At 71.7% G+C, this 26,997-nt stretch carries 19 protein-coding genes; 7 read left to right on the forward strand and 12 right to left on the reverse strand.

The window, feature by feature from the left end; genetic code table 11:
• Positions 1-20 precede the first annotated feature (20 nt).
• Positions 21-3,242, reverse strand: coding sequence for a S8 family serine peptidase (locus G401_RS44045; protein WP_051366298.1), 3,222 nt, complete (start codon positions 3,240-3,242; stop codon positions 21-23).
• Positions 3,243-3,388: 146 nt separating this feature from the next.
• Positions 3,389-4,972, reverse strand: coding sequence for a D-alanyl-D-alanine carboxypeptidase/D-alanyl-D-alanine endopeptidase (gene dacB / locus G401_RS44050; protein ID WP_051366299.1), 1,584 nt, complete (start codon positions 4,970-4,972; stop codon positions 3,389-3,391).
• Positions 4,973-5,389: 417 nt separating this feature from the next.
• Between dacB and G401_RS0107080 the strand changes: the two genes are divergently transcribed.
• The 3 genes from G401_RS0107080 to tilS all read left to right on the forward strand — a co-directional run bounded on the left by G401_RS0107080 (position 5,390) and on the right by tilS (position 8,039).
• Complete coding sequence (locus tag G401_RS0107080; protein WP_027341951.1) at positions 5,390-5,884, forward strand: inorganic diphosphatase; 495 nt, start codon at positions 5,390-5,392, stop codon at positions 5,882-5,884.
• Positions 5,885-5,985: 101 nt separating this feature from the next.
• Entirely contained in the window at positions 5,986-7,041 is a 1,056-nt protein-coding gene (locus G401_RS0107085) for a zinc-dependent metalloprotease (protein WP_027341952.1), read from the forward strand.
• Positions 7,041-8,039 (forward strand): tRNA lysidine(34) synthetase TilS, encoded by a 999-nt coding sequence (gene tilS, locus G401_RS0107090; RefSeq protein WP_027341953.1) that lies wholly within the window; start codon positions 7,041-7,043, stop codon positions 8,037-8,039. The genes G401_RS0107085 and tilS overlap by 1 nt, the downstream gene beginning before the upstream one ends.
• On the opposite strand, the gene G401_RS0107095 is transcribed toward tilS, so the two are convergent.
• Positions 8,008-12,018, reverse strand: coding sequence for a type VII secretion protein EccC (locus G401_RS0107095; protein ID WP_027341954.1), 4,011 nt, complete (start codon positions 12,016-12,018; stop codon positions 8,008-8,010). The genes tilS and G401_RS0107095 overlap by 32 nt on opposite strands.
• Before the next feature lie 172 nt (positions 12,019-12,190).
• Here G401_RS0107095 and eccD point away from each other — a divergent pair, with 172 nt between their 5' ends.
• Together eccD and mycP are read left to right on the forward strand one after the other, a co-directional pair.
• Entirely contained in the window at positions 12,191-13,633 is a 1,443-nt protein-coding gene (gene eccD, locus G401_RS0107100; RefSeq protein WP_027341955.1) for a type VII secretion integral membrane protein EccD, read from the forward strand.
• A 136-nt stretch (positions 13,634-13,769) separates the two neighbouring features.
• Complete coding sequence (gene mycP / locus G401_RS44055) at positions 13,770-14,978, forward strand: type VII secretion-associated serine protease mycosin (RefSeq protein ID WP_051366300.1); 1,209 nt, start codon at positions 13,770-13,772, stop codon at positions 14,976-14,978.
• Between the two features lie 40 nt (positions 14,979-15,018).
• On the opposite strand, the gene G401_RS0107110 is transcribed toward mycP, so the two are convergent.
• The 6 genes from G401_RS0107110 to G401_RS0107135 all read right to left on the reverse strand — a co-directional run bounded on the left by G401_RS0107110 (position 15,019) and on the right by G401_RS0107135 (position 20,086).
• Entirely contained in the window at positions 15,019-16,200 is a 1,182-nt protein-coding gene (locus G401_RS0107110) for a MarP family serine protease (RefSeq protein ID WP_027341956.1), read from the reverse strand.
• Positions 16,201-16,204: 4 nt separating this feature from the next.
• Entirely contained in the window at positions 16,205-16,843 is a 639-nt protein-coding gene (locus tag G401_RS44060) for an NUDIX hydrolase (RefSeq protein ID WP_034590995.1), read from the reverse strand.
• Positions 16,840-17,403: a TlpA family protein disulfide reductase gene (locus G401_RS0107120; RefSeq protein ID WP_027341957.1), complete on the reverse strand. Its 564-nt coding sequence runs from the start codon at positions 17,401-17,403 to the stop codon at positions 16,840-16,842. The genes G401_RS44060 and G401_RS0107120 overlap by 4 nt, the downstream gene beginning before the upstream one ends.
• The gene (gene nth, locus G401_RS0107125; protein WP_281174144.1) at positions 17,400-18,188 is read right to left on the reverse strand and encodes an endonuclease III; all 789 of its coding nucleotides are present in this window, start codon (positions 18,186-18,188) and stop codon (positions 17,400-17,402) included. The genes G401_RS0107120 and nth overlap by 4 nt, the downstream gene beginning before the upstream one ends.
• A 49-nt stretch (positions 18,189-18,237) precedes the next feature.
• Positions 18,238-19,413 (reverse strand): CapA family protein, encoded by a 1,176-nt coding sequence (locus tag G401_RS0107130; RefSeq protein ID WP_027341959.1) that lies wholly within the window; start codon positions 19,411-19,413, stop codon positions 18,238-18,240.
• Positions 19,414-19,480: 67 nt separating this feature from the next.
• A complete protein-coding gene (locus tag G401_RS0107135) occupies positions 19,481-20,086 on the reverse strand; it encodes an adenosylcobinamide amidohydrolase (RefSeq protein WP_051366302.1) in 606 nt (201 codons plus the stop codon).
• 184 nt (positions 20,087-20,270) lie between these two features.
• On the opposite strand from G401_RS0107135, the gene G401_RS0107140 reads away from it, so the two are divergent.
• Complete coding sequence (locus tag G401_RS0107140; protein ID WP_027341961.1) at positions 20,271-20,948, forward strand: Crp/Fnr family transcriptional regulator; 678 nt, start codon at positions 20,271-20,273, stop codon at positions 20,946-20,948.
• 193 nt (positions 20,949-21,141) lie between these two features.
• A complete protein-coding gene (locus G401_RS0107145) occupies positions 21,142-22,119 on the forward strand; it encodes a chaplin family protein (RefSeq protein WP_027341962.1) in 978 nt (325 codons plus the stop codon).
• Between the two features lie 322 nt (positions 22,120-22,441).
• Here G401_RS0107145 and G401_RS0107150 read toward each other — a convergent pair whose 3' ends face one another.
• From G401_RS0107150 to G401_RS44070, 3 genes are all read right to left on the reverse strand, one after another.
• A complete protein-coding gene (locus G401_RS0107150) occupies positions 22,442-24,460 on the reverse strand; it encodes an ATP-binding protein (protein WP_027341963.1) in 2,019 nt (672 codons plus the stop codon).
• Positions 24,457-25,965: an acyl-CoA carboxylase subunit beta gene (locus G401_RS44065; RefSeq protein WP_034590996.1), complete on the reverse strand. Its 1,509-nt coding sequence runs from the start codon at positions 25,963-25,965 to the stop codon at positions 24,457-24,459. Before G401_RS44065 ends, G401_RS0107150 begins: the two co-directional genes overlap by 4 nt.
• Positions 25,966-26,094: 129 nt before the next feature.
• On the reverse strand, positions 26,095-26,997 hold the full coding sequence (locus G401_RS44070) for a serine/threonine-protein kinase (RefSeq protein WP_051366304.1): 903 nt from the start codon (positions 26,995-26,997) through the stop codon (positions 26,095-26,097).

The following is a 26,997-nucleotide window of genomic DNA, read 5'->3' on the forward strand; positions in this document are numbered from 1 at the left end:
TGATCTACGTGACGACCGACTCAGGGATGTTTGACGCCGGCGATCCGAGTGTGGATCACGGTCTTTCCGGGCACCGTGGTGGCCCCCATCGTGGTGACCATCTCACCCGGCGAGGCGTCCGGGCTGGTCAGGCGTACGGAGTAGGTGAGGGTGCCGCCGGGCTTCCCCGAGGTCGCGGGCACGAGCAGATCCCCCTTCGGCACGCCGGTCCGGGCCGCGCCGGCGGCGCCGCTGATGTTCTCGGCACCGACGAGGAACTTGACCCCGCCGCCGGGTGCCGCGGGCATCGCCGTCGGGTCGTACGCGAAGCGGATGTTCGCTGTAGGCGTACTACTCCCGGTAGGAATCCAGACCTGGAAGTGCCGGCCGGAGGTCGTCCCGAAGACGTTCACGCGCCATTCCGCCACGATCCAGCGCCGGCCCGCCCGGTCGAGCACCCCGACGCGTACGCCGTCCGCGCCCGTCCCGTCGAGGTCGGTCCAGAAGGGCGCGAGCACGTTGTTCGGCCGCTTCGGGTCGGGCAGGCCGTTCGGTTCGGGGTTCACGTCCTGTCCGTCCCCGCCGCCGACCACCAGATAGCCGTCGGAGCTGACCCCCACCCGCGAGTACGCCTGGCCGGCGTACCGGAAGGCGGGGGTGTCGAAGTTGATGATCTCCTCGTCGCCGATCGCCTCGGCCGCGATCTTCTTGCCGTCGGCGCCGACCGTCGCGGACAGCGGTTCGTAGACCGATCCGGTGGTGTCCTTGAGCGACGGCGTACCGGGCACGATGCCGGGCAGCGTCACCCCGTTCCGGCTCACCGACGCCGCGCCGGTACGCGTCGCGCCCGTGACCGAGGCGATCCCGACGCCGGCCGGGAACACCGAAGTGGTGTCGACGCGCGCGTCCGTGTAGGACCGGTTCGCGGCCGTCACCGAGCAGCCGCCGTCGACGCAGGCGCCGGTCAGCGCCACCGAACCCTGCTGCGGGACGAAGGCGACCGGCAGGTGCAGTGCCGGTGTGCCCGCTCCGGCCGGCTCCAGGCGTACGCCGCCGAAGAGCTGCTGGGTCTTGGCCCACGAGGAGATGGTGACCGAGAACCGGGCGGTCCGGCCGGGGCCGACCGTGATCGACGGCGGGTCGACGGAGATCGCGGAGTGCGCGGGCGCGGTGGTCGCGAAGCGGTAGGTGAGCGTGCGGCCGGTGACGTTCTTGACCGTGCGGACGGCGACCACCCGGCCCGGCATGACCGGAGCGTTGATCGACGGCATGTTGATCTGCAGTGCGCCGATGGGGTCCAGGGCCAGCCTGGCCATCCGCTGCGCGGTCTCGTCGAAGGTCAGCCCGGGCTCGACGGCGGTCGCCACGGCGATCCGCCCGGCGCCGTCGTCGAACGGGTCGGCCGGCGTCTTCAGGTCCTCCTTGACGACCTTGGTCACGGCCGTCGTCATGAGGGCCGACTTGGTCTGGCCGGGCGTCCAGCCCGGGTGGGCGGCCCGCAGCAGGATCGCCGAGCCCGCCACGTGCGGGCCCGACATCGAGGTCCCGGCGATCGCCTGGAAGTACTGCCCGCTCGGGCCGCCCGCCGGATCGTCCGGCGTCGGCGTGTCCCCGGCCAGGATCTGCACGCCCGGCGCGGTCACGTCGGGCTTGAGCGCCAGGCCACCGGGCCCGCGCGAGGAGAAGGCCGCCATCACGTCACCGCGCCCGTCGTGCCTCACGCCCGCGGTGAAGGTCGCGCTCACATTCTGGTGTTTTCCGAGGTACGCGAGCAGCTGCGCGCCCTCGGCGAGGTGTACTGCGGGCAGCCAGTGGTTGTCGGTCTCGGTGTCCTGCAGGGCGGGGTTGTAGAGGATCATGCCGACCCCGCCGCCCTGCTTGACGTTGTAGCCCTTCTCGACCCGGGCGTTGACCCCGCGCTCGCAAACGATGATCTTCCCGGCGAAGGCGTTCTTGGCGGGCGCCTTGTCGCAGAGCTTGGCGCCGTAGCCCGGGACGCCCGCGGCCAGAACCACCGGTGCGGCCGTGGTGACGCCCTGCGTCAGCGAGGAGCCGGTCAGCGTCAGCTTCGCCCCGTCGGTCGAGGCGAGGCTGATGGTCGAGGTGAACTCCCGCCGCTGCGTGGAGGCGGCGACCGTCGTCACCCACGGCGACAGATGGTTGACCGTGGCCTCCTGCGGCCCCTCGTTGCCCGCGCTCGCGGCGACGAACACCCCGGCCGCGTACGCGTCGAGGAAGGCGAGCTCGACGGGGTCGGTCGCCGGGTCGGTGCCGCCCGAGATGGAGAAGTTGATGACCTTGACGCCGTCCTTGATCGCCTGCGCGACGGCCGCCGCGGAATCGGACGAGTAGCAGCCCTCGGCACCGCACACCTTGTAGACGCTGACCCACGCGCCCGGCGCGATCCCGTGCAGCGGCCCGCGCTCGATGCCGAACACCTTGGCGCTGGCCAGCACGTCGCCGGCGGCGGTCGAGGCGGTGTGCGTACCGTGGCCGTCGCTGTCGCGCGCGCTCTTGTAGGTCTCGTCCGGATGCGCCTTCAGGTACGCGTCCAGGAACGCCTGGCCGCCGATGATCTTGTTGTTGCAGGCGAACTTCTTCTTCGTCAGCGGGTTCACGCCGAAGTCGCACTTGCGGGCTCCGCCGTCGGCCTTCTTCGGCGGCGCGGACAGGTTGCCCTGGTCGGCGAAGGACGGGTGCTCCGGCCAGGCACCCGTGTCGAGCACGCCGAAGATGATCCCGCGACCGGCGTTCTTCGCCCCGCCGAGCCGCTGCTGCACCTGGTCGGCCCCGATGAACTGGTTGCTCGCGTCGGTGAGCGGCTGGCGTACCTCGTCTTTCTGCACGGCCACGACACCCGGCAGCTTCAGCAGATCCGCGATCCGGTTCGCCGGTACGCTCGCCGCCACCCCGCCGTAGACCGTCCGCAGAGCGCGGCCGGCCCGGAATCCGGGCAGCTTCGCGGCGGCCTGCTCGAAGGCGGTCTGCTGCTGCTGGAGGAACCGGTCGTACGCCCGCTCAGCCGGCGAGTCCGCGAGGGGCCGGCCGGTGACGCTGGGGCTGGTCGGCGCGAAACCGCGTACGCCGCCCGTGTAGGTGGCGACCGGGGCGTTGGCCAGCTTGACCAGCACGTCGACCCGACCGGAGTCCCGGCGCCCCAGCAGCGACCGGTCGGTACGCGCGATGCTGCTCGTCTTCGCGGCCGTGTAGCGGGACACGACCTTCACGTCGGGCCGGGCGGCCGGTGTGGCGGCGTGGGCCACCGCGGCCGTCGGAACGGAAGCGACAACCAGCGCTAAAGGGAGGAAAAGCCGCGAAAGCATACGCGTATCTTCCTCCGCCGCCTCGGGCCTTCCGGCGCGACACGTCCGGGGGTTGCGCCGGTTTCCCGAGTTCGCGGCCGCCCTTCTCAGAGCGCGGCGAGCGCGTTGGTCACCTCGTCCAGGTGGGCCCGGGCGACGTCGGTCGACGACGGCACGGCGTCGCACAGCACGGAGAACGCCAGCAGCCGGCCGCTCTTGGTGACCACGATCCCGGCGATGGCGGCGACGCCCGTGAGCGTGCCGGTCTTCGCGCGGACGACGCCGGCACCGGCCTCGGGCTTGCCGCCCGCGGTCATGTTCCGGTCGGCGAGCGTGCCGGACCAGGCACCGACGGGCAGGCCGCCGAAGATCGAGTGCAACTCGGGGTGCTTCTCCCCGGCCGCCAGCGCCAGCAGGCTCGTCTGCATCGCCGGCGACTGCTTGTCCAGCCGCGACAGGCCGGAGCCGTCGCGCATGCTGGCCCCGTCCACCTGTACGCCCATCGAAGCGAGCTGGTCGGACACGGCCTTGCCGGCATTGTCGAAGGTCGCGGGCAGGTTCTTGGCGATGGCGACCTGCCGGGCGAGCATCTCGGCCACGACGTTGTCGCTCTCCGACAGCATGATCTCGACCATGCTGTCGATCCGCGGCGACTGGACCGAGCCGAGCTCCTGGGCACCGTCCGGGGCCTTGCCGGACTCGACCTTGGAGATGCCGAGCGCCTTGGCGAAGGCGGCGGCGGCCGAGCGGTCGGGCTGGCTCGTCCGGTCCTGGCCGGCGTGGATCTCCTCGATCGACTTCGGCCGCTTCGGGCTCGTCCGCGCCCCGTCGATCATGAGCGCGGTGATCTTCGCTCCGTACGGGCCGGCCGCATCGCCGTCATCCCAGCCCGGGCCGATGCTCGAACCGGGGTAGAGGGAGCCGTCATAGATGACCTTGGTGGGAGCCTGACCGCCAAGGGCCGCCTTGACCTGGGCCGCGAGCTGGTCGAGCCGGCCCGCGCCGACGTAGTAGCCGGTCGGGCCGTAGGTCAGCGTCGGATCGCCGGCTCCGATGATCACGACCTCGCCCGGGTTCGGGCCCGCGACCACCTTGGTCGTGATGCGGTAATCGGCACCCCGCGCGGAGAGCACCGCGGCGGCGGTCGCGATCTTGGTCGTCGAGGCGGGATTCGCGTTGTGGTCGGCGCCGTGGTCGAACAGGACGGTGCCGGACGGCACGTCCACGACCGAGACGTTCACCGAGGAGCCGAGTTCGGCGTCCGCGATCGGGCTGCGCAGCGCCGCCTCGACCGTGCCCGCGGCGGGCATCGCGGCAGAGTCGCCCAGCGTACTGAGCACGGAAGCGGCGGTCGGGACGGTCGGGGCCGAGGCCGACGGGCTGGCCGCCGGACTGCCGAACATCGTGCGTACGCGATCCGGCCCCACGTACGCGACGCCGCCGGCGGCCAGGCCGATGGCGATCGCGACGACCCCGGCCGTGATGAGCAGGCCGCGCTTCTTTCGCTTCGGCTTCGGCCCACGTTGCGCGGGATCCGGCTGGGCCACCGGACCCGGCCGCGGCGGCTGGCCCGATCTCGGGGGCTGATCCCACGCCGGAGGCTGGGGCGGCTGGCCGAAGTCGGGACCCCGGTCGCCGGTCGGACGCGGGCCGTAGGGGTTCGCGTACCCGGTGGCGGGCGGCTGGTTCACCGGCGGCCGCTGGTACTCCGGGGGCGGTGGATATCCGGGCGGGCCGCTCGGCGTACCCGTGGATCCGGAGCGATAGGTCGTGCCCGGCCGCGGCTGTGGACGGTCTTGCGGGCCCGGGGCCTGTGGATAATGTCCGGACTGTGAAGCTTGAGGGGCTTGTGGATATTGTCCCCATCCCTGTGGATCAGCCTGTGGATAAGGCTGTGGATAGTCCACGGGCGCCTGTGGATAGTCCGGTGGATAACCTTGGTTCCGCTGGTCCGGCTCATTTCCTTGCCAACCGGCCGCCCACGGCGAATCCTCGCCGTAGTGTGAACCTTGCCTCCCCACGGGCCCTCCAGGTATGCGGTGCGATCGACTTACGCGACACTAGCGACCAGAAGCCAGTGTCGGCGAGGAAACGGTCAGGAGCGTGAGATGGATTTCGACGTCACGGTTGAGATCCCCAAGGGGCAGCGCAACAAGTACGAGGTCGATCACGCGACGGGACGCATCCGGCTCGACCGTACCCTGTTTACCTCTACGCAGTACCCGGCCGACTACGGATTCATCGAGAACACCCTCGGTGAGGACGGCGACCCGCTCGACGCGCTCGTGCTCGTCCAGGAACCGACCTTCCCCGGCTGCCTGATCCGCTGCCGCGCGATCGGCATGTTCCGGATGCGCGACGAGAAGGGCGGCGACGACAAGGTGCTGTGCGTTCCGGCCGAGGATCCCCGGCTGGAGCACCTGCGCGACATCCATCACGTCGCCGAGTTCGACCGGCTGGAGATCCAGCACTTCTTCGAGGTCTACAAGGACCTGGAGCCCGGCAAGAGCGTCGAGGGCGCGACCTGGGTCGGCCGGGTCGAGGCCGAGGCCGAGATCAAGGCGTCGTACCAGCGGGCCAAGGACACGCCGCTGGAGCACTGAGCCCCTGAGGCTTTCCGGCCCCGGACCGCGACCGCGGTCCGGGGCCGTTTCCATACGTTGATCAACAGGTCGGAGATCGCTCGACCGGGTAGCGTCGAGCCATGACGGATTTCGTCGACTGGGACCTCGCGGCCGCCACCGCCGGCAAGCTCGGACCGACCGGCCCGAAGGTCACCGCGGCCGAGGCGGCCGAGGTCGTCGGGCAGCTGCGCGTCCTGGCCGCCGAGGCGGGCCGCCACGTGGCCGACTTCACCGGCCTGCAGCCGCGGGTCGAGGTCCTGCCGCCGCGGATCGTGGACCGGGTCGACTGGGCCAAGGTCAACGTCGACGGCATGCGTACCGTCATCGGACCGCTGGCCCGGCAGCTGGTCGCCCGCACGAAGGCCGACCCCGACGCGCGTACGCCGCTCGACCTCGTCGGCTCGAAGGTGACCGGGGTGCAGGCGGGGACCGTGCTGGCGTACCTGTCCGGGCGGGTGCTCGGGCAGTACGAGGTGTTCTCCGCCGACCCGGGCCGGCTGCTCCTCGTCGCGCCGAACATCGCCGCGGTGGAACGCAAGCTCGGCGCCGAACCGCGCGACTTCCGGCTGTGGGTCTGTCTGCACGAGGTCACCCACCAGACGCAGTTCACCGCCGTGCCCTGGCTGCGCGATCACTTCCTGGCCGAGGTGCAGGCGTTCGTCGACGCCGCCGATGTGGACACCGGCCAGCTGCTGGCACGCGTGCGCCGCGCCCTGTCCGCCGTCGCCGACCTGGCCCGCGACCCGCAGGCCCGCAGCAGCGTGCTGGACGTGGTGCAGAGCCCCGCCCAGAAAGAGGTGATGAACCGGTTGACCGCGCTCATGACCCTGGTCGAGGGGCACGCCGAGGTCGTCATGGACGGGGTCGGCCCGCAGGTCATCCCGTCGGTCGAGGCGATCCGGCAGCGTTTCAACGCGCGGCGTACCGCGTCGAACCCGGTCGAGGGCATGGTGCGCCGGGTGCTCGGCATCGAGGCCAAGATGCGGCAGTACGCCGAGGGCCGCCGCTTCGTCGCCGACGTGATCGACCGCGTCGGCATGGCCGGCTTCAACGAGATCTGGACCTCCCCGGCGACCCTGCCGACCCTCGACGAGATCTCCGACCCCGACGCGTGGATCGCCCGCGTCCTCGCCTGATGGCCGGTCCGCCCCCGGCGGTCGCCGCCCTCCGCCTCGCGGTCCGCCGCTGCCTCGCCCCGCTGCCGGCCGGCCTCGTGCTCGTCGCCTGCTCCGGCGGCGCCGATTCGCTCGCGCTCGCCTCGGCGGCCGCGTGGGTGGGTGCGCGTACCGGCCGGGCGATCGGGCTGGTGACCGTCGATCACGGCCTCCAGCCGGGCTCCGCCGATCGCGCTGCCCAGGTCGTCGCGTGGGCGGGCACCGCGGGCCTCACCCCCGCCGTCGTGGCCGCGGTCGCGATCGACCCGGCTGATCCGCTCGGTCCCGAGGCCGCCGCGCGCAACGCCCGCTACCAGGCACTCCGCCACCATTCCCAGGAGTACGCGTCGACAGCCGTCCTGCTCGGTCACACGGTCGACGACCAGGCCGAGACCGTCCTGCTGGCCCTGGCCCGGGGCGCCGGACCCCGCGGGCTGAGCGGCATGCCGGAACGCCGGACCGTCGACGGACTGACCTTGCTGCGGCCCTTCCTCGGTGAACGGAGGGCCACGACGCGCGCGTACTGTGTCGAGGCTGGACTGTCGCCTTGGGACGATCCACACAATGCCGATCCCCGGTACGCCCGGGCCCGCGTTCGCGCCGACCTGCTCCCCGCGCTCGTGGACACGCTCGGCGACGGCGTGGTCGGCAATCTGGCCCGGACGGCGGGGCAGATCGCCGCGGACTCGGCCTACCTCGACGAACTCGCTTCGGCCGCGGCCGACGACTGCCGTTCCGGAGACGGCTTGGACGTGCATCGCCTCGCCGACCTGCCGGCCGCCCTGCGTACGCGAGTCCTGCACGCCTGGGCTCTCGGACTGGGCGCCGAACCGGCGGCGCTCGGCCACCGGCACGTCGCCGCGATGGCGGCGCTCGTCGTGGACTGGCACGGCCAGGGGCCGACGATGCTCCCCGGCGCGATCGTGGTGACCCGCGCCGGGGGACGCCTCACTGGGCGGGCAGCTCCGCCACCTGGATGAGACGGATGCCCTGCTTGCGGGACATCAGCCGGCCCCGGCCCGGAACCATGCGCTCGAACCGCAGGTCGCCAAGCGGCGAGGTCTCGTTCTTGTCGCCGGACATGAGCAGGCCGGGCGTGCCGACGCGGCGCATGATCTGGAACAGCGGCTGGTAGGACAGGCCGCTCGCCCCGGTCGAGTTCCGCGAGATGATCACGTGGAGGCCGACGTCGCGGGCGATCTCCAGGTACGGCACCAGCGGGTCGAGCGGGTTGCCGGAGCCGGACGCCACCATCTCGTAGTCGTCGATCAGCACGAAACACTCCGGCCGGCCCTCCAGCCAGGGCCGCTCACGCAGCTGCTGGGGGGTGACGTCGGCCGGGGGCTTGCGCTGGTCCATGTAGCCGGCGACGGCCTGCAGGTACTGCGCGCTCTGCTCGTAGTTCGTCGTGTACCCGATGAGGTGGTCGCCGGTGATCGCACCGAGGAGGCTGCGCCGGTGGTCGACGATGAGAATCTTCGCCTCGTCGGGGGTGAACCGGCGGGTGATCGTGGTCGCCATCGCCCGCAGGAACGTCGACTTACCGCACTCGCTCTCGCCGAAGACCATGAAGTGCTGGTCGTCCCGGAAGTTGATCGAGATCGGGGTGAGGTCCTCGGACAGGCCGATCGGCAGGTGCAACGGGTCGCCGCCGGTGATCGGCAGGTTCTCGTACGCGTAGACCGGCGGGAGCATGCGCACCCGCGGCGCCGGTTCGCCCTTCCAGTGCTCGGCGATGTGCTTGCTGACCGACGTCTGGTCGGTGCCGAGCGAGGTCAGCTCCGGGCGGAAGGTGAGGAAGTAGAGGCCGTCGTTGGTGGCACCGTGGCCGGGCGCGTTGCGGACGTTCTGCGCGGCCTTGCGGACCTTGCCGATCGAGTCGGACGGGTCGCCGAGACGCAGTTCGATCTTGGTGCCGAACTGGTCCTGGATGGCCGCCCGGAAGTCACGCCAGCGCAGCGACGACGCGATGACGTGGACCCCGTACGACAAACCCCGCGTCGCGATGTCGGTGATGACCGGTTCGAGGTCGTCGTAGCTCTCCCGCAGCGTCGACCAGCCGTCGATGACCAGGAAGACGTCACCGAAGGGATCGTTGACCTGCCCGGCCGCGCGGCGTCGGCGGTAGTTGGCCATCGAGTCCACGCCCAGCTCGGCGAAGCGCGCCTCCCGCTGGGCGAGCAGCATCGCGACCTCGCTGACCGTCCGGCGGACCTGCGCGGTGTCGAGACGGCCGGCCACCCCGCCGACGTGCGGCAGCTCGCGGAGGGCGGCCAGCGTTCCGCCACCGAAGTCGAGGCAGTAGAACTGCGCCTCGGCCGGTGTGTGGGTGAGCGCCACGGCGCTGATGATCGTACGCAGCAGGCTCGACTTGCCGCTCTGCGTCGCACCGGCGACCGCCACGTGCCCGGCCGCACCCGCGAGGCTGATCCACTGGACGTCGCGGCGCTGCTGCGCCGGACGGTCGATCAGCGTGATCGGGATCTGCAGGGCGCCGTGCAGTTCGGTGTTGGCCGTGGTCAGACCGCGCTGCGGGTGGATGGCGATCTTCTGGAACGCCTCCTCCAGCGTGTCCGACACGTCCAGCGGCGGCAGCCACACCTGGTGGGCGGGCGGTCCCTTGCCGGCAAGCCGGCCGACGAGCACGTCCATGAGGCTCTCGCCGGGCTTGACGTCCCAGTTCACCTCGGGCTCGGCGTTGACGGGCTTGGCCGGCAGCGGCACGAAGTGCGTCCCGAAGTTGTGGATCTCGATGTCGGTACGCCGTCCGCCCGACCGCCCCGGCGCCTGCCCGGCCTTCTTGTACGAGCCGGAGACGTAGGCGGCCTTGAACCGGACGAGCGGCTCGGTACCGAACTTCATGTAGCCGTGGCCGGGCGCGCGCGGCAGGTCGTACGCGTCCGGGACGCCGAGGACCGTGCGCGACTCCATCGCGGAGAACGTCCGCAGACCGAGCCGGTACGACAGGTGCGTATCGAGTCCCCGCAGCCGGCCTTCCTCCAGTCGCTGGCTGGCCAGCAGCAGGTGGATGCCGATCGACCGGCCGACCCGGCCGATCTGGACGAAGATCTCGATGAAGTCGGGCTTCGCGGTCAGCAGCTCGGAGAACTCGTCGGCCACGATGAGCAGGGACGGCAGCGGCGCCAGCGCCTTACCCTGCTGGCGGGCCTTGTTGTAGTCCTTGAGGTTGGCGAAGTTGCCGGCCGCGCGCAGCAGTTCCTGGCGCCGGATCACCTCACCGTTGATCGCGTCCGCCATGCGGTCGACGAGCAGCGCCTCGCCTTCGAGGTTGGTGATGACCGCGCTGGTGTGCGGCAGCACGTCCATCGAGGCGAAGGTCGCGCCGCCCTTGTAGTCGACGAGGACGAAGTTGAGCTCCTCGGACGAGTGCGTCAGCGCGAGCGCCAGCACGAGCGTCCGCAGCACCTCGGACTTGCCGGAGCCGGTGGCGCCGATGAGCAGGCCGTGCGGGCCCATGCCGTCCTGCGCCGACTCCTTGATGTCCAGCTCGACCGGCGCCCCGTCGATCCCGAGCCCGATCGGTACGCGCAGCTTGTCGCGGTCGGCGCGGGGCCGCCAGCCCTGGGCGACCTCGAACGTCTCCGGGTCGGGGATGCCGAGCAGGTCGGCCAGGCCCTGGTCGCCGGACATCGGCGCGTCGGCGGACTTGGTCGCCGCGGACAGCCGCAGCGGGGACAGCCGGCGCGCGACGGCCTCGGCCTCGACGAAGGTCAGCTGGTCGGCGACGCCGACCTCGGCCGCGCCGTCGGAGGTGAAGATCTCCAGTTCGTGCGAGCCCTGGCGGATCTCCAAGGTGAGCGTCGCGCGGTCGAGCAGCCGGGGCGGCTGCCCGTCGAGGTCGAGCACGGTCACACCCGCGATGCCGCCCTCGGCCGCGAGGTGCTGCGAGCCGGTCAGGTCGGCGCCGTCGAGGACGACCACCACGTACGGGCCCGAGACGCCGCCGCCGAACCGGGGCCGGTTGCCGATGACGTCGCCGAGCAGCTCCTCCATCGCCATCGCCGAGGGCGCCACGAGGCGTACCGGGCCGAGGGCGTCCACCTTGGACGGATGCGCGCCGTGCGGCAGCCACTTCACCCAGTCCCAGCGGTCCCGGCGGTGTGCCGGCGCGACCACGGCGATCACCAGGTCGTCGGGAGCGTGGAAGGTGGCGAGCTGGTTGATGAGCGCGCGGACCAGGCCGTGCGCGGAGGTGCCGTCGCGGTGGTCCTCGGGATTCTCGTGGGCCGCCCGCGAGCCGAAGGCGCCGAAGAGCGCCGGGCCCTGCTGGGTCGCCTCCTCCCGGATGAAGACCCGGGCGAAGGCCGGCATCGACACCGCGACGGGCAGTTCGGGCACCACCGAGTACGCGTCCAGGAACCGCCGCAGCGCACCGGCGGTCATCGGCTCCAGCTCCTCCAGCGGCCGGGTCACCGGCGGGATGAGCGGGGTGGCCAGCGACTGCGGGCCGATGCCGATGCGGGTCACGCCGAAGTCGGGATCGGTCGGGCGGCGCTCCCAGAGCCGGTAACTGTCCACGGTCGACCACAGCTGCTGCGGGTCGGGATGCCGGTAGAACAGTCCCGAGCGCTGCTGGGCGACGGTCTGGCGCACCTTGGTCCGCATGTTGGCCAGATGACGCAGGTATTCGCGGCGGGCGGCCATCATCTCGGCCTTCTTCGGGCCGCCGCCGCCGTTGGAGAAGCTCATGGCCAGCATGCCGATGGACGACAGGCCCATCATGCCGCCCATGATGTAGCCCATCTTGCTGTTCTGCGCGGTGCCCATCATGTACGCGCTGGGCAGCATCGCGCCGAGCATCGGCAGCGCCATCATGGCCTGCTGCCAGCGGCCCCCGCTCGCCTGTGGAATCTCCGGAGGGGCATCGATGATCAGCTCCCCGCCGGGAATCTCCGGCGCGGGTCGCCGAGGACCCCGTTTCACCACGACAGTCCCCATGCCGGCGGCCCTCCTCCCCATGACGGCCTTATGACGGCCTCTCGACCGGACGCGGCCCCATGCTAGGCGATGCGCCCGACAACGCACACCCCGCATTCACAACCCTGTGGACGAAGCCCGCGTACGCGGGCGCGGGGTGACGCTCGTCGGTGGCTTGTGGTAGGCATTTGCGGTGAGCATCCCCTCGGCCGCGCTCGGGCTCGCCCGGGTCACCATCAACACACCGCACCGGCGCGTCGACGTAGCGCTGCCGGAGCAGATCGCGATCGCCGAGTTGCTGCCCGAGTTGCTGCAGCACGCCGGCGAGGGCTTCGCCGACGACGGCGAGCGGCACGGCGGCTGGACGCTGCGGCGGGCCGACGGCACCGCGCTGTCCGGCGACAAGAGCCTGCACCAGCAAGGGGTCCGCGACGGCCAGGTGCTGCACCTCGTGCCGGCCCGCGCGCAGTGGCCCGAACTCGAGTACGACGACGTCGTCGAGGCGATCGCCGAAGGCGCCCGGCAACGCGGCGCCGGCTGGTCGTCGGCCAGCACCCGGACGGCCACCGTGGTCGGTGCCGGCGTGCTGCTGGCGGGCGGCGTACTCGCCATCCTCGTCGGCGGGCCGGCCTGGGCACCGGGCGGCTGGCTCGGCCTGGCCTCCGCGGTCCTGCTGCTGTTCGGCGGCGTGATCGCGTCGCGGGCGTACGGCGACGCCCGGGTCGGTGCCGTCCTAGGTGGATTCAGCCTGCCCTACGCGTTCGCCGGCGGCGCCCTCGTCCTCGGCGGCACGTCGCTGACCGGCGTCATGAAGCTCACACCCTGGCTCGGCCAGTCGCAGCTGCTGGTCGGCGCGGTGTGCGTACTGCTGTTCTCGGCCCTGGGCGCGGCCGGCATCGGCGGGCGGCTGCGCGTCTTCGTCGCCGGCATCACCACCGGCCTGCTGACCGCGATCACGAGCCTGCTCGGCTTCGTCGACACCGCCGGCGGCGCCGCGATCCTGCTGGCCTTCCTGGTCTGCGGCATCGGCCTGGTCCCGGTGCTGGCCATCCGGTTCGGCAAGGTCCCGGTCCCGTCGGTCACCCTGCCCACCAGCAGCCAGGGCGGCAAGGACATGTACTCGGCCGGCGCCAGCCTCGAGGCCGCCCGCCGGCTGCCCGAGCGGCAGAAGATCTTCGCCGCCGTCTCGCGCTCCGAGGAACTGCTCTCCGGAATGCTCATCGGGTACGCGGTCCTGACCGTCGGCGCGACCGCCGTGCTGGTCGCGGCCGGTGCGGTCGCCGGACGCGTACTGATCGCGGTGGCCTCGGTCGCGCTGCTGCTGCGGTCCCGGCTGTTCGTCAGCTCCCGCCAGCGCGTACCGCTGATCGTCGCCGGGCTCACCGGTGCGGCCGTCCTGATCGTCGGGATGGTCCTCGGCGCGGCCGACGTGACCCGGGCGCTGATCGCCATCGGCACGGTCGTGCTGGCGCTGATCGTGGTCATCGCCGGCCAGGCCTGGTCGACGCGGCCGCCCTCGCCCTACATGGGCCGGCTCGCCGACCTCTTCGAGATGCTGATCGTCGTGTCGGTGATCCCGGCCGCGCTGTGGGTGCTCGACGTCTTCGACAAGATCCAGGGCATCACGGGCGGCTGACGCGTACGCGGGCCAGGGTGGAACTTGTCCACAGACTGATGCGTGAAGGCATCGGACGGGGTAGGTTTCACGCATTGTGTGCCCGCCACGGAATTCGCACAGCGCCGGACCGCCTCATGCGACGGCGCTGTTCCGCGTGTGCCTGGCGGTGCTGCTCGCCGCCCTGGTGACGGCTGGTCTACCGGTGCCGGTGGCGGCCGCGACGGGTGCCGGTGGCGGCCACGCCGTCGCGGCCTTCCTGTCCGACCAGGTCCGTGACGAGCAGTGGCAGCTGCGTACGCTGCGCGCCCAGGAGGCCTGGAAACAGGCCGACGGGACGGGCGTGACGGTCGCCGTCATCGACTCCGGTGTGGACGGCCAGCATCCCGACCTCGTCGGCCAGGTGCTGAAGGGCAACGACTTCGTGGCGCCCGGCGGGGACGGCCAGTCGGACGCGGTCGGTCACGGCACCACGGTCGCCGGGCTGATCGCCGGGCGCGGTGACGACAAGCGCGGCGTGCTCGGGCTGGCCCCGGGCGCCAAGATCCTCCCGGTCCGGGTGCTCGACTCCCGCAACCGCTATGACGACGCCCGCGTGGTCGCCAACGCCGTACGCTGGTCGGTCGACCACGGCGCCGAGGTCATCAACATGTCGCTCGGCGGCACCGTGGCGAGCCCGGAACTGGCCGACGCCATCGACTACGCGTTCGAGAAGGACGTGGTCGTCGTCGCGTGCACCGGCAACGAGTCGCCGCCCGCCGAGGACACCATGTGGTACCCGGCCCGGGAACCCGGTGTACTGGCCGTGACGGGGTTGCAGCACGACGATCAGAACTCGATCTGGCCCGGCGCCCTCCGCGGCCCGCAGACCGTTCTCGCCGCCCCCGGCACGGATCTCGTCGGTGCCCGCCCCAGCGGCTACTGGACGGTCGAGGGAACGAGTTTCGCCGCGCCGCTCGTCGCCGCCGCGGCCGCGCTCCTCCGGTCGAAATGGCCGCTGATGTCGGCCGCCAACGTCGTCAACCGGCTGATCCGGACGGCCGACGACCTCGGCGCCCCGGGCCGTGACGACACCTACGGCTTCGGCCTCGTCGACCCGGTGGCCGCACTGAATTCGACCATGGTCGACGTGACCACCAACCCGCTCGACACGACGCCGCCGCCCGGCAAGGCCCGGTTCGGCCGGGCCCGCTCGTCGAGCAGCCCGGCGACGGAACGGCCCGAGTCGACGCCCACCGCGATTCCGGACGGGGAGATCACGCGGCAGCCGCGGACGATGCCCCTGGCCGGGCTGCCGGCCGGGATCGCGGTCGTCATCGTGCTCGTCGGCGGCGCGGCCGCCACCCTCCGCCGCCTACGCCTCTAGCAGCTCACGCGTCGGCAGGCCCCGTTTCCCGGGGGTGGGCTCAGGCGCAGGTCTGCGTGCCCACGCCGACCGTCTTGGTCGCGCCCTGGGCCGCCACCGGGGTCGCCTCGTCCGCCGTCACCGCGAAGCCGGTCGTCGGATCGTCCGCCGCGGCGGCGAAGATCACACCGAGGACCCGGCCGCTCGGCGTGATCAGCGGGCCGCCCGAGTTGCCGCTGCGTACCAGCGCCCGGATCGTGTAGACCTCGCGGGTCACCCGCTGCTCGTCGTAGATGTCGGGTCCGGTGATGTCGCCGACGTCGCGTACGCGGGCCGCCTGGGCGTCGTAGGGGCCGTCGAGCGGGTAGCCGAGCACGATCGCGTCGGCCCCGGTGTCCACTTCGTCGTCGGCGAGCCGGAGCGCGGGTGCGTCGAACCCGGGCACGTAGAGAACGGCGAGATCCCGTTCGGGGTCGTAGACGACGACCCGGGCCGCGTGCCGGTCGCCGTCCTCGTCCCGGATCGCCACCGACGTCGTGCCGGCGACCACGTGGGCGTTGGTGAGGACGTGCTCCGGCGCGTACACGAAACCGGAGCCCTCGATGCGGCGGGAGCAGCTCGGCGCGCTGCCCAGGACTTTGATGACCGACTGGTGGGAGTTGACCACGATCGACGACTTGGCCAGAGCGCTGTCCGGCTCCGGCACCGGGCGTACGCGCGTGGGCACCAGCTGGCCGAACACGTCCGGGAAACCGTTGGTGTCTATGGTGTCGCGCAGCGCGTTGGTCAGCGTGGTGGCCTCGCTCGGCATGACCTGGTTGATGCCGCCGAGGACGACGCTGTTGCGGACCGAACCGGCCAGCCACGGCACGTCCGACTTGCTCAGCGGGATGGCGACCAGCCAGGCGACGAGGGCGACGGCCACGACCGACACGATCGAACCGCCCAGGTCGTCGACGACCTGCAGGCTGGGGTTGGTGATGCCGCCGCGCAGCCGCGAACCGAGCCATCCGGTGAGGGCCTGACCGAGGATGGCCAGGCCGAACACGGCGATGAGGGCGACCACCACCCGCAGGGTCGCGTCGGAGAAGCGGTCGGCGAGCAGCGGGCCGACCTGCAATCCCACGAGCGCGCCGACGAAGAAGCCCGTGAACGAGAGCACGCCGATGAGGAATCCCTGGCGGTACCCGCTGATCGCGAACACCACCATGAGGAGGATCAGAACGACGTCGACGACGGACATTGGCCTAGCGTACGGGCAGATTCTCGATGCGCGACTCGTCCCATGGGCGCGCCCAGCCGCCCAACTCCAGCAGGACGGTCAGGATCCCCGCAGTGAATCCCCAGACGACCATGTCACCGACCGCGAAGGCCGGCCCGGTCCACCCGCTCGGATGGCGTACGCGCAGCCGGTTCGCCGGGTCGGCCAGCTCTCCGATGGGCAGGCGGGCGACCCTCGCCACCTCGGCCGGTTCGAGCGCGGTCACCGGGTGCGGCTCATCCCACCAAGCCAGCACCGGTGTGACCACGAAGTCGCTGACCGGGATCCACAGCTCCGGGAGCGTGGCGAGCACCGTGACGGTGGCAGGATCGAGGCCGACCTCCTCGGCCGCCTCGCGCAGGGCGGTCTGTTCCGGTCCGCCGTCGCCCGGGTCGGCCGCGCCGCCGGGGAACGCGGGCTGCCCGGCGTGGTTGCGCATGGTCGCGGCGCGCTCGAGCAGCAGCACGTCCGGCCCGTGCGGTTCGTCGTCGGCCAGCAGGATCAGCACCGACGCCGCCCGGCCGCCCGCCTCGGGCACCTCGAACCGGGTGAAGTCGGATGTACGCGCCGCCTCCGCCTTCTCGACCAGCTCCCGCATCCACGGCGGAGGTCCCCCGACGGTCATGCGGCCACGCCGAGGTGTTCGGTGACCAGCTTGTCCAGGGTGGCCGCGTCCAGCGCGGTGCCCTGGTAGACGTACGCGACGCGGCCGTCCTTGACGAACAGCGTGACGGGCAGTGCGGCCGTGGCGAGGCGCTGCTTGACGAGTTCGGTGCTCAGCCGGCCGTCGGCGTCGAAGACGGCCGGGAAGCTCAGGCCGAGGTCCTCGCCCAGCGAGCCCGCCGCGCTGCGGGTGTCCTTGGTGACGACACCGAGCACGGTCACCTGGCCGGTGGTCTTCTTCGCCAGCGCCTGGAAGGCGGGCAGCTCCTTGCGGCACGGCGCGCACCACGACGCCCACAGGTTGACGACGGCCGCGCCCTTGATCTGGGCGAGCCGGATCGACTCACCACCGTGGAAGCACGGCACCGTCACATCCGGTACGCCCGCACCCACCGCGTCCGCGACGACCGCGCCGCAGTCCGGGAAGGGATCGGGGCCGTCGTCCGCGACCGTGGTCGTCGGCGTGGCCGAGCAACCGGCCAGCAGCAATCCCGCGGCCAGGATCGCGAGCGCGCGCCTCACTGCTGCCCCGCCGGCGGCTCGGCCTCGACGAGTGCGGCGAGTTCGGCGACGCGCGGGCCCTTGAGCAGCTTGATCGCCTCGTCGCGGCCGGTCGGCCCGGCGCCGTAGGACGGGCACTGCGGCGCAAGGGTGCACGCACCGCAGGCCGGTTTGCGGGCATGGCAGACGCGCCGCCCATGGAAGATCACCCGGTGCGACAGCATCGTCCAGTCGCGCTTCTCGATCAGCGCGCCGATCGCGAACTCGACCTTGACCGGATCGGTCTCCTCGGTCCAGCGCCACCGGCCGACCAGCCGGCCGAAGTGCGTGTCGACGGTGATGCCCGGCTTGCCGTACGCGTTGCCGAGGATCACGTTCGCCGTCTTGCGGCCGATGCCGGGCAGCTCCACCAGCTGCTCCAGCTTCCGGGGCACCTCGCCGCCGTAGCTCTCGGTCAAGCGCGTACCGAGTTTGATCAGTGAGTCCGTCTTGTTCCGGTAGAAGCCGGTCGGCCGGATGATCGTCTCCAGTTCGGCACGGTCGGCGCCCGCGTACGCGGCGGCGGTCGGGTAGCGCGCGAACAGCTTCGGCGTCACCTCGTTGACCTTCACGTCCGTGCACTGCGCGGAAAGGATGGTCGCCACCGCCAGCTCCAGCGGCGTCGTGAAGTCGAGTTCGCAGTGCGCGTCGGGATGGATCTCCGCCAGTTCCCGGGCCATCCTGCGGGCCCGCCGCTTCAACCCCAGCTCCGTCTCGGTCACGGCGTCGACATTACGTCGCGCGTACGACGGCGGCGGGGCGGGCACACCCTGGGGGTCCGCGATGTCCAGTTTTAGACGGCTCAGCTGGACGGGCTCAGGCGGCCGGCGGTGTGATCTTCCCGGTGCCGCCGATCACCGCGCCGGTCTTCGGGAAGTCGGCCTTGGTCAGCTTCGACAACTGCGTCGCGCTGTGGTTGGCCGCGTCCGGCGACGGGATGCCGACGTTGTTCATGATCGTGCACTGGAGCTGGCCGCCCGCCCAGGTGCCGTCCTTGTGCAGCGTCACCTTGAGCACGCCGCCCCAGCCGAGGATGCCGTCCGGCTTCAGCGTCCGGCCGCCGCCCAGGAAGTTGCCCAGGCTGTACGCGATCAGCCGGTCCTTGTAGAACTCCATCGCCCGCAGGACGTGCGGGCCGTGGCCGACGATGAGGTCGGCGCCCGCGTCGATCATGGCGTGCGAGAACGCGACGGGGTCGCCGCGGTTCTCCCTGAGGAAGATCTCCGTGCCCGGCTTCACGTGCGTGTACGCCGTCCCCTCCGAACCCATGTGCACCTGGACGACCACGAGATCGGCCTGGCCGGCCGCTTCCTTGATCAGATCCTGTGCCTTCGGGATGTCGATGAGGCTGTTGTTCCACGCGTACGAGGAGAAGCCGACGACCGCGACCTTGACGCCCTTGACGTCGACGACGGTGATCTCGCCGGGCGCGCCGGTGTGCTTGAGGCCGACCGCGTCGAGCGACTGCTGCGTGCCCTTGTAGCCGGCCGAGCCCATGTCGTTGCCGTGGTTGTTGGCCATGTTCATCAGGTCGTAGCCGGCGTCCTTGAGGTATTTCGCCCAGGACGGCGGCACGTAGAACTGGTGGCACTGGGTCGAGCCGGGGCTGCACTTGCGGTAGCCGGTGTCGTTGGTGACGGGCTCTTCGAGGTTGCCCATCATCAGGTCGGCGTCGAACAACGACTTGACCTTGGCGTAGATGTCCTTGCCGTTGTTGGCCGGCATGTTGCCCGGCCCGCCCATGACGTTGTCGCCGGTGGCTCCCAGCGTGATCGTCTCGGATTCGGCCTGCGCGGCTGGCGACTGGTCGCCCTGCGGCGAGGCCGAGGCACCGGCCGACGGCTGCCCCGCCTTGCCCGAGGCCCATTCCGGCTTGTGCTGGGCCGTCAGGCCGCCGTAAGCGGCGCCGGCACCGATGACGATGAGCGCCACGGCGCCGATGAGGATCAACCGGGGGCGTGGCGTACGCGAGGAGCGTCGGGGGGTGGCCATCGCGTGCCACCCTACCCGTCAGCCGCCCGTGGCGCCGACCCCTTCGTTCACCTGAGCCGGTCTCGGATCAACGGTCCGACCAGGCGACCTGTTCGGCCGAGAATCGACGGCCGCCTTCGAGAAGGGCCTCGTGAACAGCCCGGGCAAGCCGCGATCCCCACCGGGACCGGGGGCCGCCGTAGGGTTCGGCCGGCCCGTCGGCGTCCGCGATCACGCAGGTGGCGTCGGTCGAGGTGCCCGTGGCCGCGTACCCGAGATCGCGGAGGGCCTGAGCCTTGGCCTCGGCGACCGTGGCGACCGCGTTGACCAGCGCGGCATCCGTCCACGCCGCCGGTACGCGAGCCACGACGTTGATCGTCCCCGCCCGGTACGCGATCGGCTCCGCGGGCGCGGCCGCGAGGCCGGCGTTGCCGAGGCCGACGGTGGCCCAGACGGTGACGCCCTCGTCGCAGGCCTCGACGAGCAGGCCGGTGTCCACTCCGGTGAGCAGGCCGACGCCGTCGCCGGTGAGGCCGATGTCACCGGCGATCTCGGTCAAATGGGTATCTGGATCATCACGGTTGTATGACATTGGCACGGTGGCATTGATCACCCAGGACCGCCGACCGATTCCCCCGCCGAGCGGACCTGAGGAGATTGTCGGTAATGTCCCGGGGAGGCGCCAGACCGCCATCGGCGCACTACGACCGTCTTCTTCGCGAAAGAGCAGCTCAGGACGCACCGGCCGACCCTACTCCGCCCTGATCAGCGATCTTTTGGGTACCCGTCCGGTTGCGACCCTCGTGTGCCTAGACTGACCTTGCGCGATGTCGCGCGGCCGCTGGAGGCGGCGCGAACGCAGGTGGAGGTGTGGCGCAATGGATGAGGTGCTGGCGCGCAGCGGGATCTTCCAGGGCGTGGATCCGGAGGCCGCCGAGGCTCTCGCCCGTGAGATCGAGATCATCGAGGCTCGCAAGGGTGAGGTCGTCTTCAACGAAGGCGAGCCCGGCGACAGTCTCTACATCGTCCTGTCCGGCAAGATCAAGCTCGGCCGGCGGGCCGCCGACGGCCGGCAGAACCTGATCGCCGTCATGGGCCCGTCCGACATGATGGGTGAGCTGTCGCTGTTCGACCCCGGTCCGCGTACCGCGACCGCCACCGCCGTCACCGACACCCGGCTCGCCCGGCTGCGCAAGGCGGCCCTGCGTCCGTGGCTGACCAACCGGCCGGAGATCGCCGAGCAGCTCCTGCGGGTGCTGGCGCGCCGGCTGCGGCGTACGAACGACGCGCTGGCCGACCTGATCTTCACCGACGTGCCCGGCCGGGTGGCCAAGAACCTCCTGCAGATGGCCGGCCGCTTCGGTACGCGCGACGGCGGCGTCCTGCGCGTCACCCACGACCTGACCCAGGAGGAGCTCGCCCAGCTCGTCGGCGCCTCCCGGGAGACCGTCAACAAGGCCCTCGCCGACTTCGCGTCGCGCGGCTGGCTGCGCCTGGACGGCAAGAGCGTCATCATCCTCGACCCGGAGCGTCTGGCCAGGCGGGCGCGGGTCTAGTCGCCCCGCTCGGCCGTTCGGCCGAGGTTGTCAGCCATATAACCGATAAAACAGACATTTGGCGGTAAGCGGCTTCGAACTACCGCCATTTCCTCTGTCGCCCATCCGACAAGCCAGCGTCAACGCACGGAATGCCTTCGTTTCCCGATACGTCCAAAGGTTCCACCTGACGATCGAGAGAAGGTCCCTCGCGATGAAGACGTGGGTTCGACGCTCACTGAACGCCGGTGCCCTGACCGCCGGCGCCCTGATGGCCGCGGGCACTGCCGCGCACGCCGCCGATCCAACGTTGGTGAGCAGCGACAACCTGGGCATCCTCAACGGCACCCAGGCGCTGCTGCCGATCCAGGCACCGATCGACATCTGCGGCAACGCCGTGGCGGTCGCGGGCGTTGCCGACGCCGTGTGCCACGGTGGCGCCGCGGCCGGCCTGAGCCCGGAGTGGGGCTTCGCGCACTACTCGGCGACCACCGGTCCGAACATCGGCATCGGCAACGGTACGCAGATCCTCGCCCCGATCCAGGCTCCGATCGACGTGTGCGGCAACGCCGTCGGCGTACTCGGGCAGGCCCTGGCGGGCTGCGCGGGCGGCTCCACCGCGACCAACGGCGGGTCCGGGCACGGCAGCCACACCGGCCACGGTGGACAGGGCGGCGGCTCAGGGCACACGCCCGGCTGCGGCTGCCCCGGCACGGAATCGACCGAATCGACCGAGGCCGGCCTGCTCGGCGGTGGGGGCCTGATCGACGGGCTGCCCGCGGTCGGCGGCCTGCTCGGCGGCCTCACGGGCTCGCTCGGCGGCGGCGGCGACCTCCTCGGCGGCCTGATGAGCGGCGCCGGCTCGACGGGCGCGCTGTCCGGCGTCCTGCCGACCTCCTCCCTGCTGCCCCTGGGCACCGAGTCGGTGACCGAGGGCGGCTACGTGGGCGGCCAGGGCGGCGGCTACGGCCACCCGACCCCGAAGCCCAAGCCCAAGCCGTGCGGCTGCCAGGACGGCCACGGCGGGCACGACCACGGCGCCAAGCTGATCAGCACCGGCAACGTGGGCGTCCTCAACGGCACCCAGGTGTACGCGCCCGTCCAGATCCCGATCAACATCAGCGGCAACGCGATCGGCGTGCTCGGCAGCGCGTCGGCGTGGAGCGTGGGCGGGGCTTCCGCGCACCAGTGAGAGACGGCCGGCCTGCCCGAAGGTTCCAGCGGCAGACACTGCGGTCACTCGTTTGAGACGACGGCGGGCCGGTACGAAAGAACAACCGAACATCCTTTCGCTGACGGACCGCCGGTCTCCCCTGAGGAGCCCGGCGGTCCGCCGTCGAGCCCCCTGCCGGGGCCCCAAGATCTGGTGAGGTCCTCAAGATCTGGTTTGGATCAGGGAAATCACCCGAATCATGGCCCATGATTACGTGCGCAAACCTGATCCAAACCGGATCTTGGGGACAGCGAGCGAGCGAGCAAACGCGGGCAGCGCGGCGCAGCGCGGGGTGGGGATGTCAGGCGGTGAGGACGGCGAGGACCGTGCCGGTGTCGACCTGGGCACCGGCGCTGACCGGCAGCTCCGTGACCACCCCGGCCGCCGGCGCGTGCACCGGGTGCTCCAGCTTCATCGCTTCCAGCGTCATGAGCAGCTCGCCGGCGTCCACCCGCTGCCCGGGCACCACGAGTACGCGGCCCACCGCACCCGGGAGCGGAGCGGTCAGTGCGCCGTCGGCGAGTTCGGGGCCGGGCAGGGGGAAGCGGGGCAGCTCGGTCAGCGCCAACGAGCCCTCGACACTGTCCACATAGGTGACGGATCCGACCCGGTTGAGGTGGACCGACAGCAGGATGCCGATGACGTCCAGCACGACGAGCGTCGGCGACGCCGAGATCACCGCCACCGGCGGATGGTCGTTGGTCGGCCCGGGCTGCCCCAGTCCGGCCAGGTCCAGCTCCTCGGGGTCGACCGCGCGTACCCACCACTGGGCCAGGGCGCCGGTGCGGTGCAGGCGGTAGCCGACCTCGACCGGCCCGGCCGGCCCTTCGTAGACGACGGTCTGCGCGACCGTGGGCACGTTACGCCAACCGGACGGCACCGACGGCTGCTGCGGCGCGAGTTCCCGCCGCTCCGCGGCGCTGCCGAGGGCGGCCGCGAGGCAGGAGAGGCGTACGGCGTCCACACTGGACAGCAGCGGGGCGAGGACTTCGGGATGCCGGTCGAGCATGCCGGTGTCGGTCTGCCCGGCCAGGAAAGCCGGGTGGCGCAGCGTACGCACCAGGAGATCCCGGTTCGTCACGATGCCGTGGATGCGGGCGCGGGCCAGCGTCGAGGCGAGCAGCCGGGCGGCCTCGGGCCGGGTGGGCGCCCACGCGACGACCTTGGCCAGCAACGAGTCGTAGTGGACGCCGATGACCGAGCCCGGTTCCACGCCCGCGTCGAGGCGGATACCAGGCGCGGACAGTATCCCGAACCGGCCGGTGACACCGGGAACGTCGAGCCGGTGCACCACGCCGGTCGCGGGGAGGAACGCGGTCGACGGGTCCTCGGCGCACAGCCGCGCCTCGATCGCGTGCCCGCGCAGCGGTGGGGGCGCCAGCATCGGCAGCTTGCCGCCCTCCGCCACGACGAGCTGCATGCGTACCAGGTCGACACCGGTGACGATCTCCGTGACGACGTGCTCGACCTGCAGGCGCGTACTCATCTCCAGGAAGAAGAAGTCGCCGGCTGGAGTCAGCAGGAACTCGACCGTGCCGACGCCGACGTAGCCGACCGCCTGGGCCGCCGCGATCGCCGCGCTGCACAGGTGCTCACGCAGCTCCGGGGTGACCACCGGGGACGGCGTCTCCTCGATCACCTTCTGGTGCCGGCGCTGGATCGAGCACTCCCGCTCGCCCAGCGTCACGATGCCGCCGTGCTGGTCGGCGAGGATCTGCACCTCGATGTGGCGGGCGCCCTCGACGTACTTCTCGCAGAACACGTCGCCGTCGCCGAACGCGCCGAACGCCTCCCGGCGGGCCGAGGAGACGGCCTCGCCGAGCGCGGCGGGCTCGCGCACGACCCGTACGCCGCGGCCGCCACCGCCGGTGGACGCCTTGACCAGCACCGGGAACTCGTCGACCAGCTCGGGGTCGGTCCAGCTCGGCAGGGTCGGCACCTCGGCCTCGGCCAGCAGCGCCTTCGCCTCGACCTTGTCCCCCATGACCTCGATGACCTTGGCCGGCGGCCCGACCCACAGCAGGCCGGCCTCGGCGACCGACTCGGCGAAGTCCGGGTTCTCGGCCAGGAAGCCGTAGCCCGGGTGGATCGCGTCGGCCAGCGTCTTGCGGGCGGCCGCGATGATCAGGTCACCGCGCAGGTAGGTCGCGCTGGGCGCCGAGCCCGGCAGGTGGACGGCGTAGTCGGCTTCGGACACGAAGGGCGCCCCGGCGTCCGCGTCGGAGTAGACCGCGACGGTCTCGATCCCGATCGTCCGGCAGGTGGCGAAGATCCGCCGGGCGATCTCGCCCCGATTCGCGACGAGCAATCGCCTGATCATGACGCTCCCTGGAGGACGGACAGACAGATCCCGAGGACCGTACGCGTGTCGCGCGGGTCGATGACCCCGTCGTCGTAGAGCTGCCCCGACCGGTACAGGGCGCTCGACTCCGCCGACAGCCGGCCGGTCGAGCCCTCGGCGGGGCCGGTCTCGTCGACGGCGGCCCGGTGGGCGGCGATGGCGGGCAACTGGGCGGGCGGCAGCGGCGCGGTACGCGCGTTCGGCCAGCTGAACAGGAATCGCGGCCGCATCGACCGGCCGCCGAGGGCCTGGCCCGCCGGACCGTGGACGGCCCCGACCGCGATGGTGATCATCGGCGTACCGCTGGTGGCGATGGCGTCCACGAGCCGGGCCGCCTGTACGGAGATCCCCTGCCCCTCGTGCTCCACGCCGATGCCGAAGCCGCTCGTGTTCGGCAGGAACACCAGCGGGCGCCGCGAGGCCGTGACGAGCTGGACGAACCGGGCCGCCTTCGTGACCTCGTCCACCCCGAGCACCGGCCGGGCGCTGGCGACGATCCCGACCCGGTAGCCGTGCACCGTCCCGAAACCGGTGCACAGGCCCTCGCCGAAAAGCGGTGCGACCTCGTCGAACTCGCTGCCGTCGAGGACGCGGCCGAGGATCTCGCGCGGGTCGAACGCCTCGTCGCCCCGGGCCACGGCCAGCAGGTCCTCGGCGTCGAACCGGGGCGGCGCCACGTCGCGCGGGGCCGCCGCCGGCATCGTGCACAGGCGGCTGACGGCTTGGCGTACCAGGCGTACCGCGTCGCGCTCGTCCTCCGCGAGCTGGTCGGCCAGGCCCGTCCGGGTCGCGTGCAACGTCGCCCCGCCCAGGGACTCGTCGTCGACGATCTGCCCGGTGGCCGCCCGGACCAGGTGCGGTCCGGCGAGATGGACCCGCGCCTGTCCGCGTACCAGAATCGTCTGATCCGCCAGCGCGGGCAGCGAACCGCCGCTCACCACGCCGAACACCGCGCAGATCGCGGGAACCCCCGCGGCGCGCAAGAGGGCCTGGTCGCGCAGGCTCGCGCCGCCCGCGAGCAGCAGCTCACCGTCGGCGGCGGGGTCCGGTCCGTCCGACTCCGCCAGCGTGACCAGCGGAATCTTGTTGACCAGCGCGATCTCCGCGGCCCGCGCCAGCTTCTTCACCGTGTACGCGTTGAGTGCGCCGCCGCGGACCGTCGGGTCGCTCGCGGTGATCACGCAGGGCCGGTCGGCGATGATGCCGATGCCCGTGACGACGGCGGCGCCGACCGGTTGGCCGGTGCCGTAGCCGGCGAGCGTGGACAGTTCGAGGAACGCGCTGTCGCGGTCGACGAGCAGCTCGATCCGCTCGCGCGGGAGCAGCTTGCCGCGGGCGTGGTGGCGGGTGACCTGCTTCTCGCCGCCGCCCTCACAGGCCTCGCCGATCGCGGTCTCGACCTCGCCCAACGCGGCCGACATCAGGCCTCGATTGTCGAGATAGGACGATGCACGCGGATCGAGGCTCGTCTCCAGGATCGCCATCGCCGTCACTCCCCACCGGTCAGTCAACAAACCGACAACGAGTGGTTCTTGAAGGTGGTTCCGGCTCGCCTACGCCAATCCCGCGAGTCCCGGCGGGGCGCGCCACGCCTCGCCGGGTGGGGGTGAAGGTCAGTCCAAGCCGAAGAGGCGGGCGATGCTCCAACGGCGCGGGGCCTGCTCGGTGGGCTCGTCGACCTCCATCGGGCGGCGCTGCACCGGCACCTGCACCTCGACCTGGCCGACCTCCTTGAGCCGGACGACCAGTTCGCGGGCGGTCGGCCGGTCCTCGGGATCGTTCGCCATACCCGTACGCAGCACCTCGACCAGTTCCGGCGGCGCGCCCGGCACGTCCGGGATGGGCTGCCCGAACAGTTCCAGCAGGGCCGCGATGCCGCCCATCGCCTCGTCCCGCCAACGCGGCGGAGCGCCCGTGAGCAGGGCGTACAGGGTGGCACAGAGGGCGTACACGTCCGCCGAGGGGGCCGGCCGGGCCCGGTCGAACATCTCCGGCGGCGCGTAGGCGGGGGTCAGGATCTCCAGGTTCACGCTCGGGTCACGCAGTTCCACCAGGATCGCCAGGCCGAAGTCGGCCAGCACCGGCTCGCCGAAGGCGCTGACCAGGATGTTGGCCGGCTTCACGTCCCGGTGCAGGACGCCGAGGTCGTGCGCGTCGGCCAGCACACCGGCCAGCTTCACGCCGAGCTCGCGTACCTCGCTGGCGATCATCACGCCGCGCTTGAGGCGGTCGGCGTAGGACTCGGAGCACAGCTCCATCACCAGGAAGGGGCGCCCGTCGTCACACACGCCGGCGTCGAAGAGGTCCACCACGAACGGGTGCGAGGACATCCGTCCGGCCGCCCGCGCTTCGCGTACGAACCGCCGCCGGTCCAGCTCGTCGTCGAGCGTCCGGTTTTCGATCTTGACTGCGACCTCGCGTCCCACCGAACCCTGCGAGGCCCGGTAGATGGTCGCGTACCCGCCCCGGGCGAGCAGCTGCAGCTCGCCGAGACCGGGAATCCTGGGGGTGCTCAC

This window comes from Hamadaea tsunoensis DSM 44101, assembly GCF_000428945.1.
Classification (GTDB): Bacteria; Actinomycetota; Actinomycetes; order Mycobacteriales; family Micromonosporaceae; genus Hamadaea; species Hamadaea tsunoensis.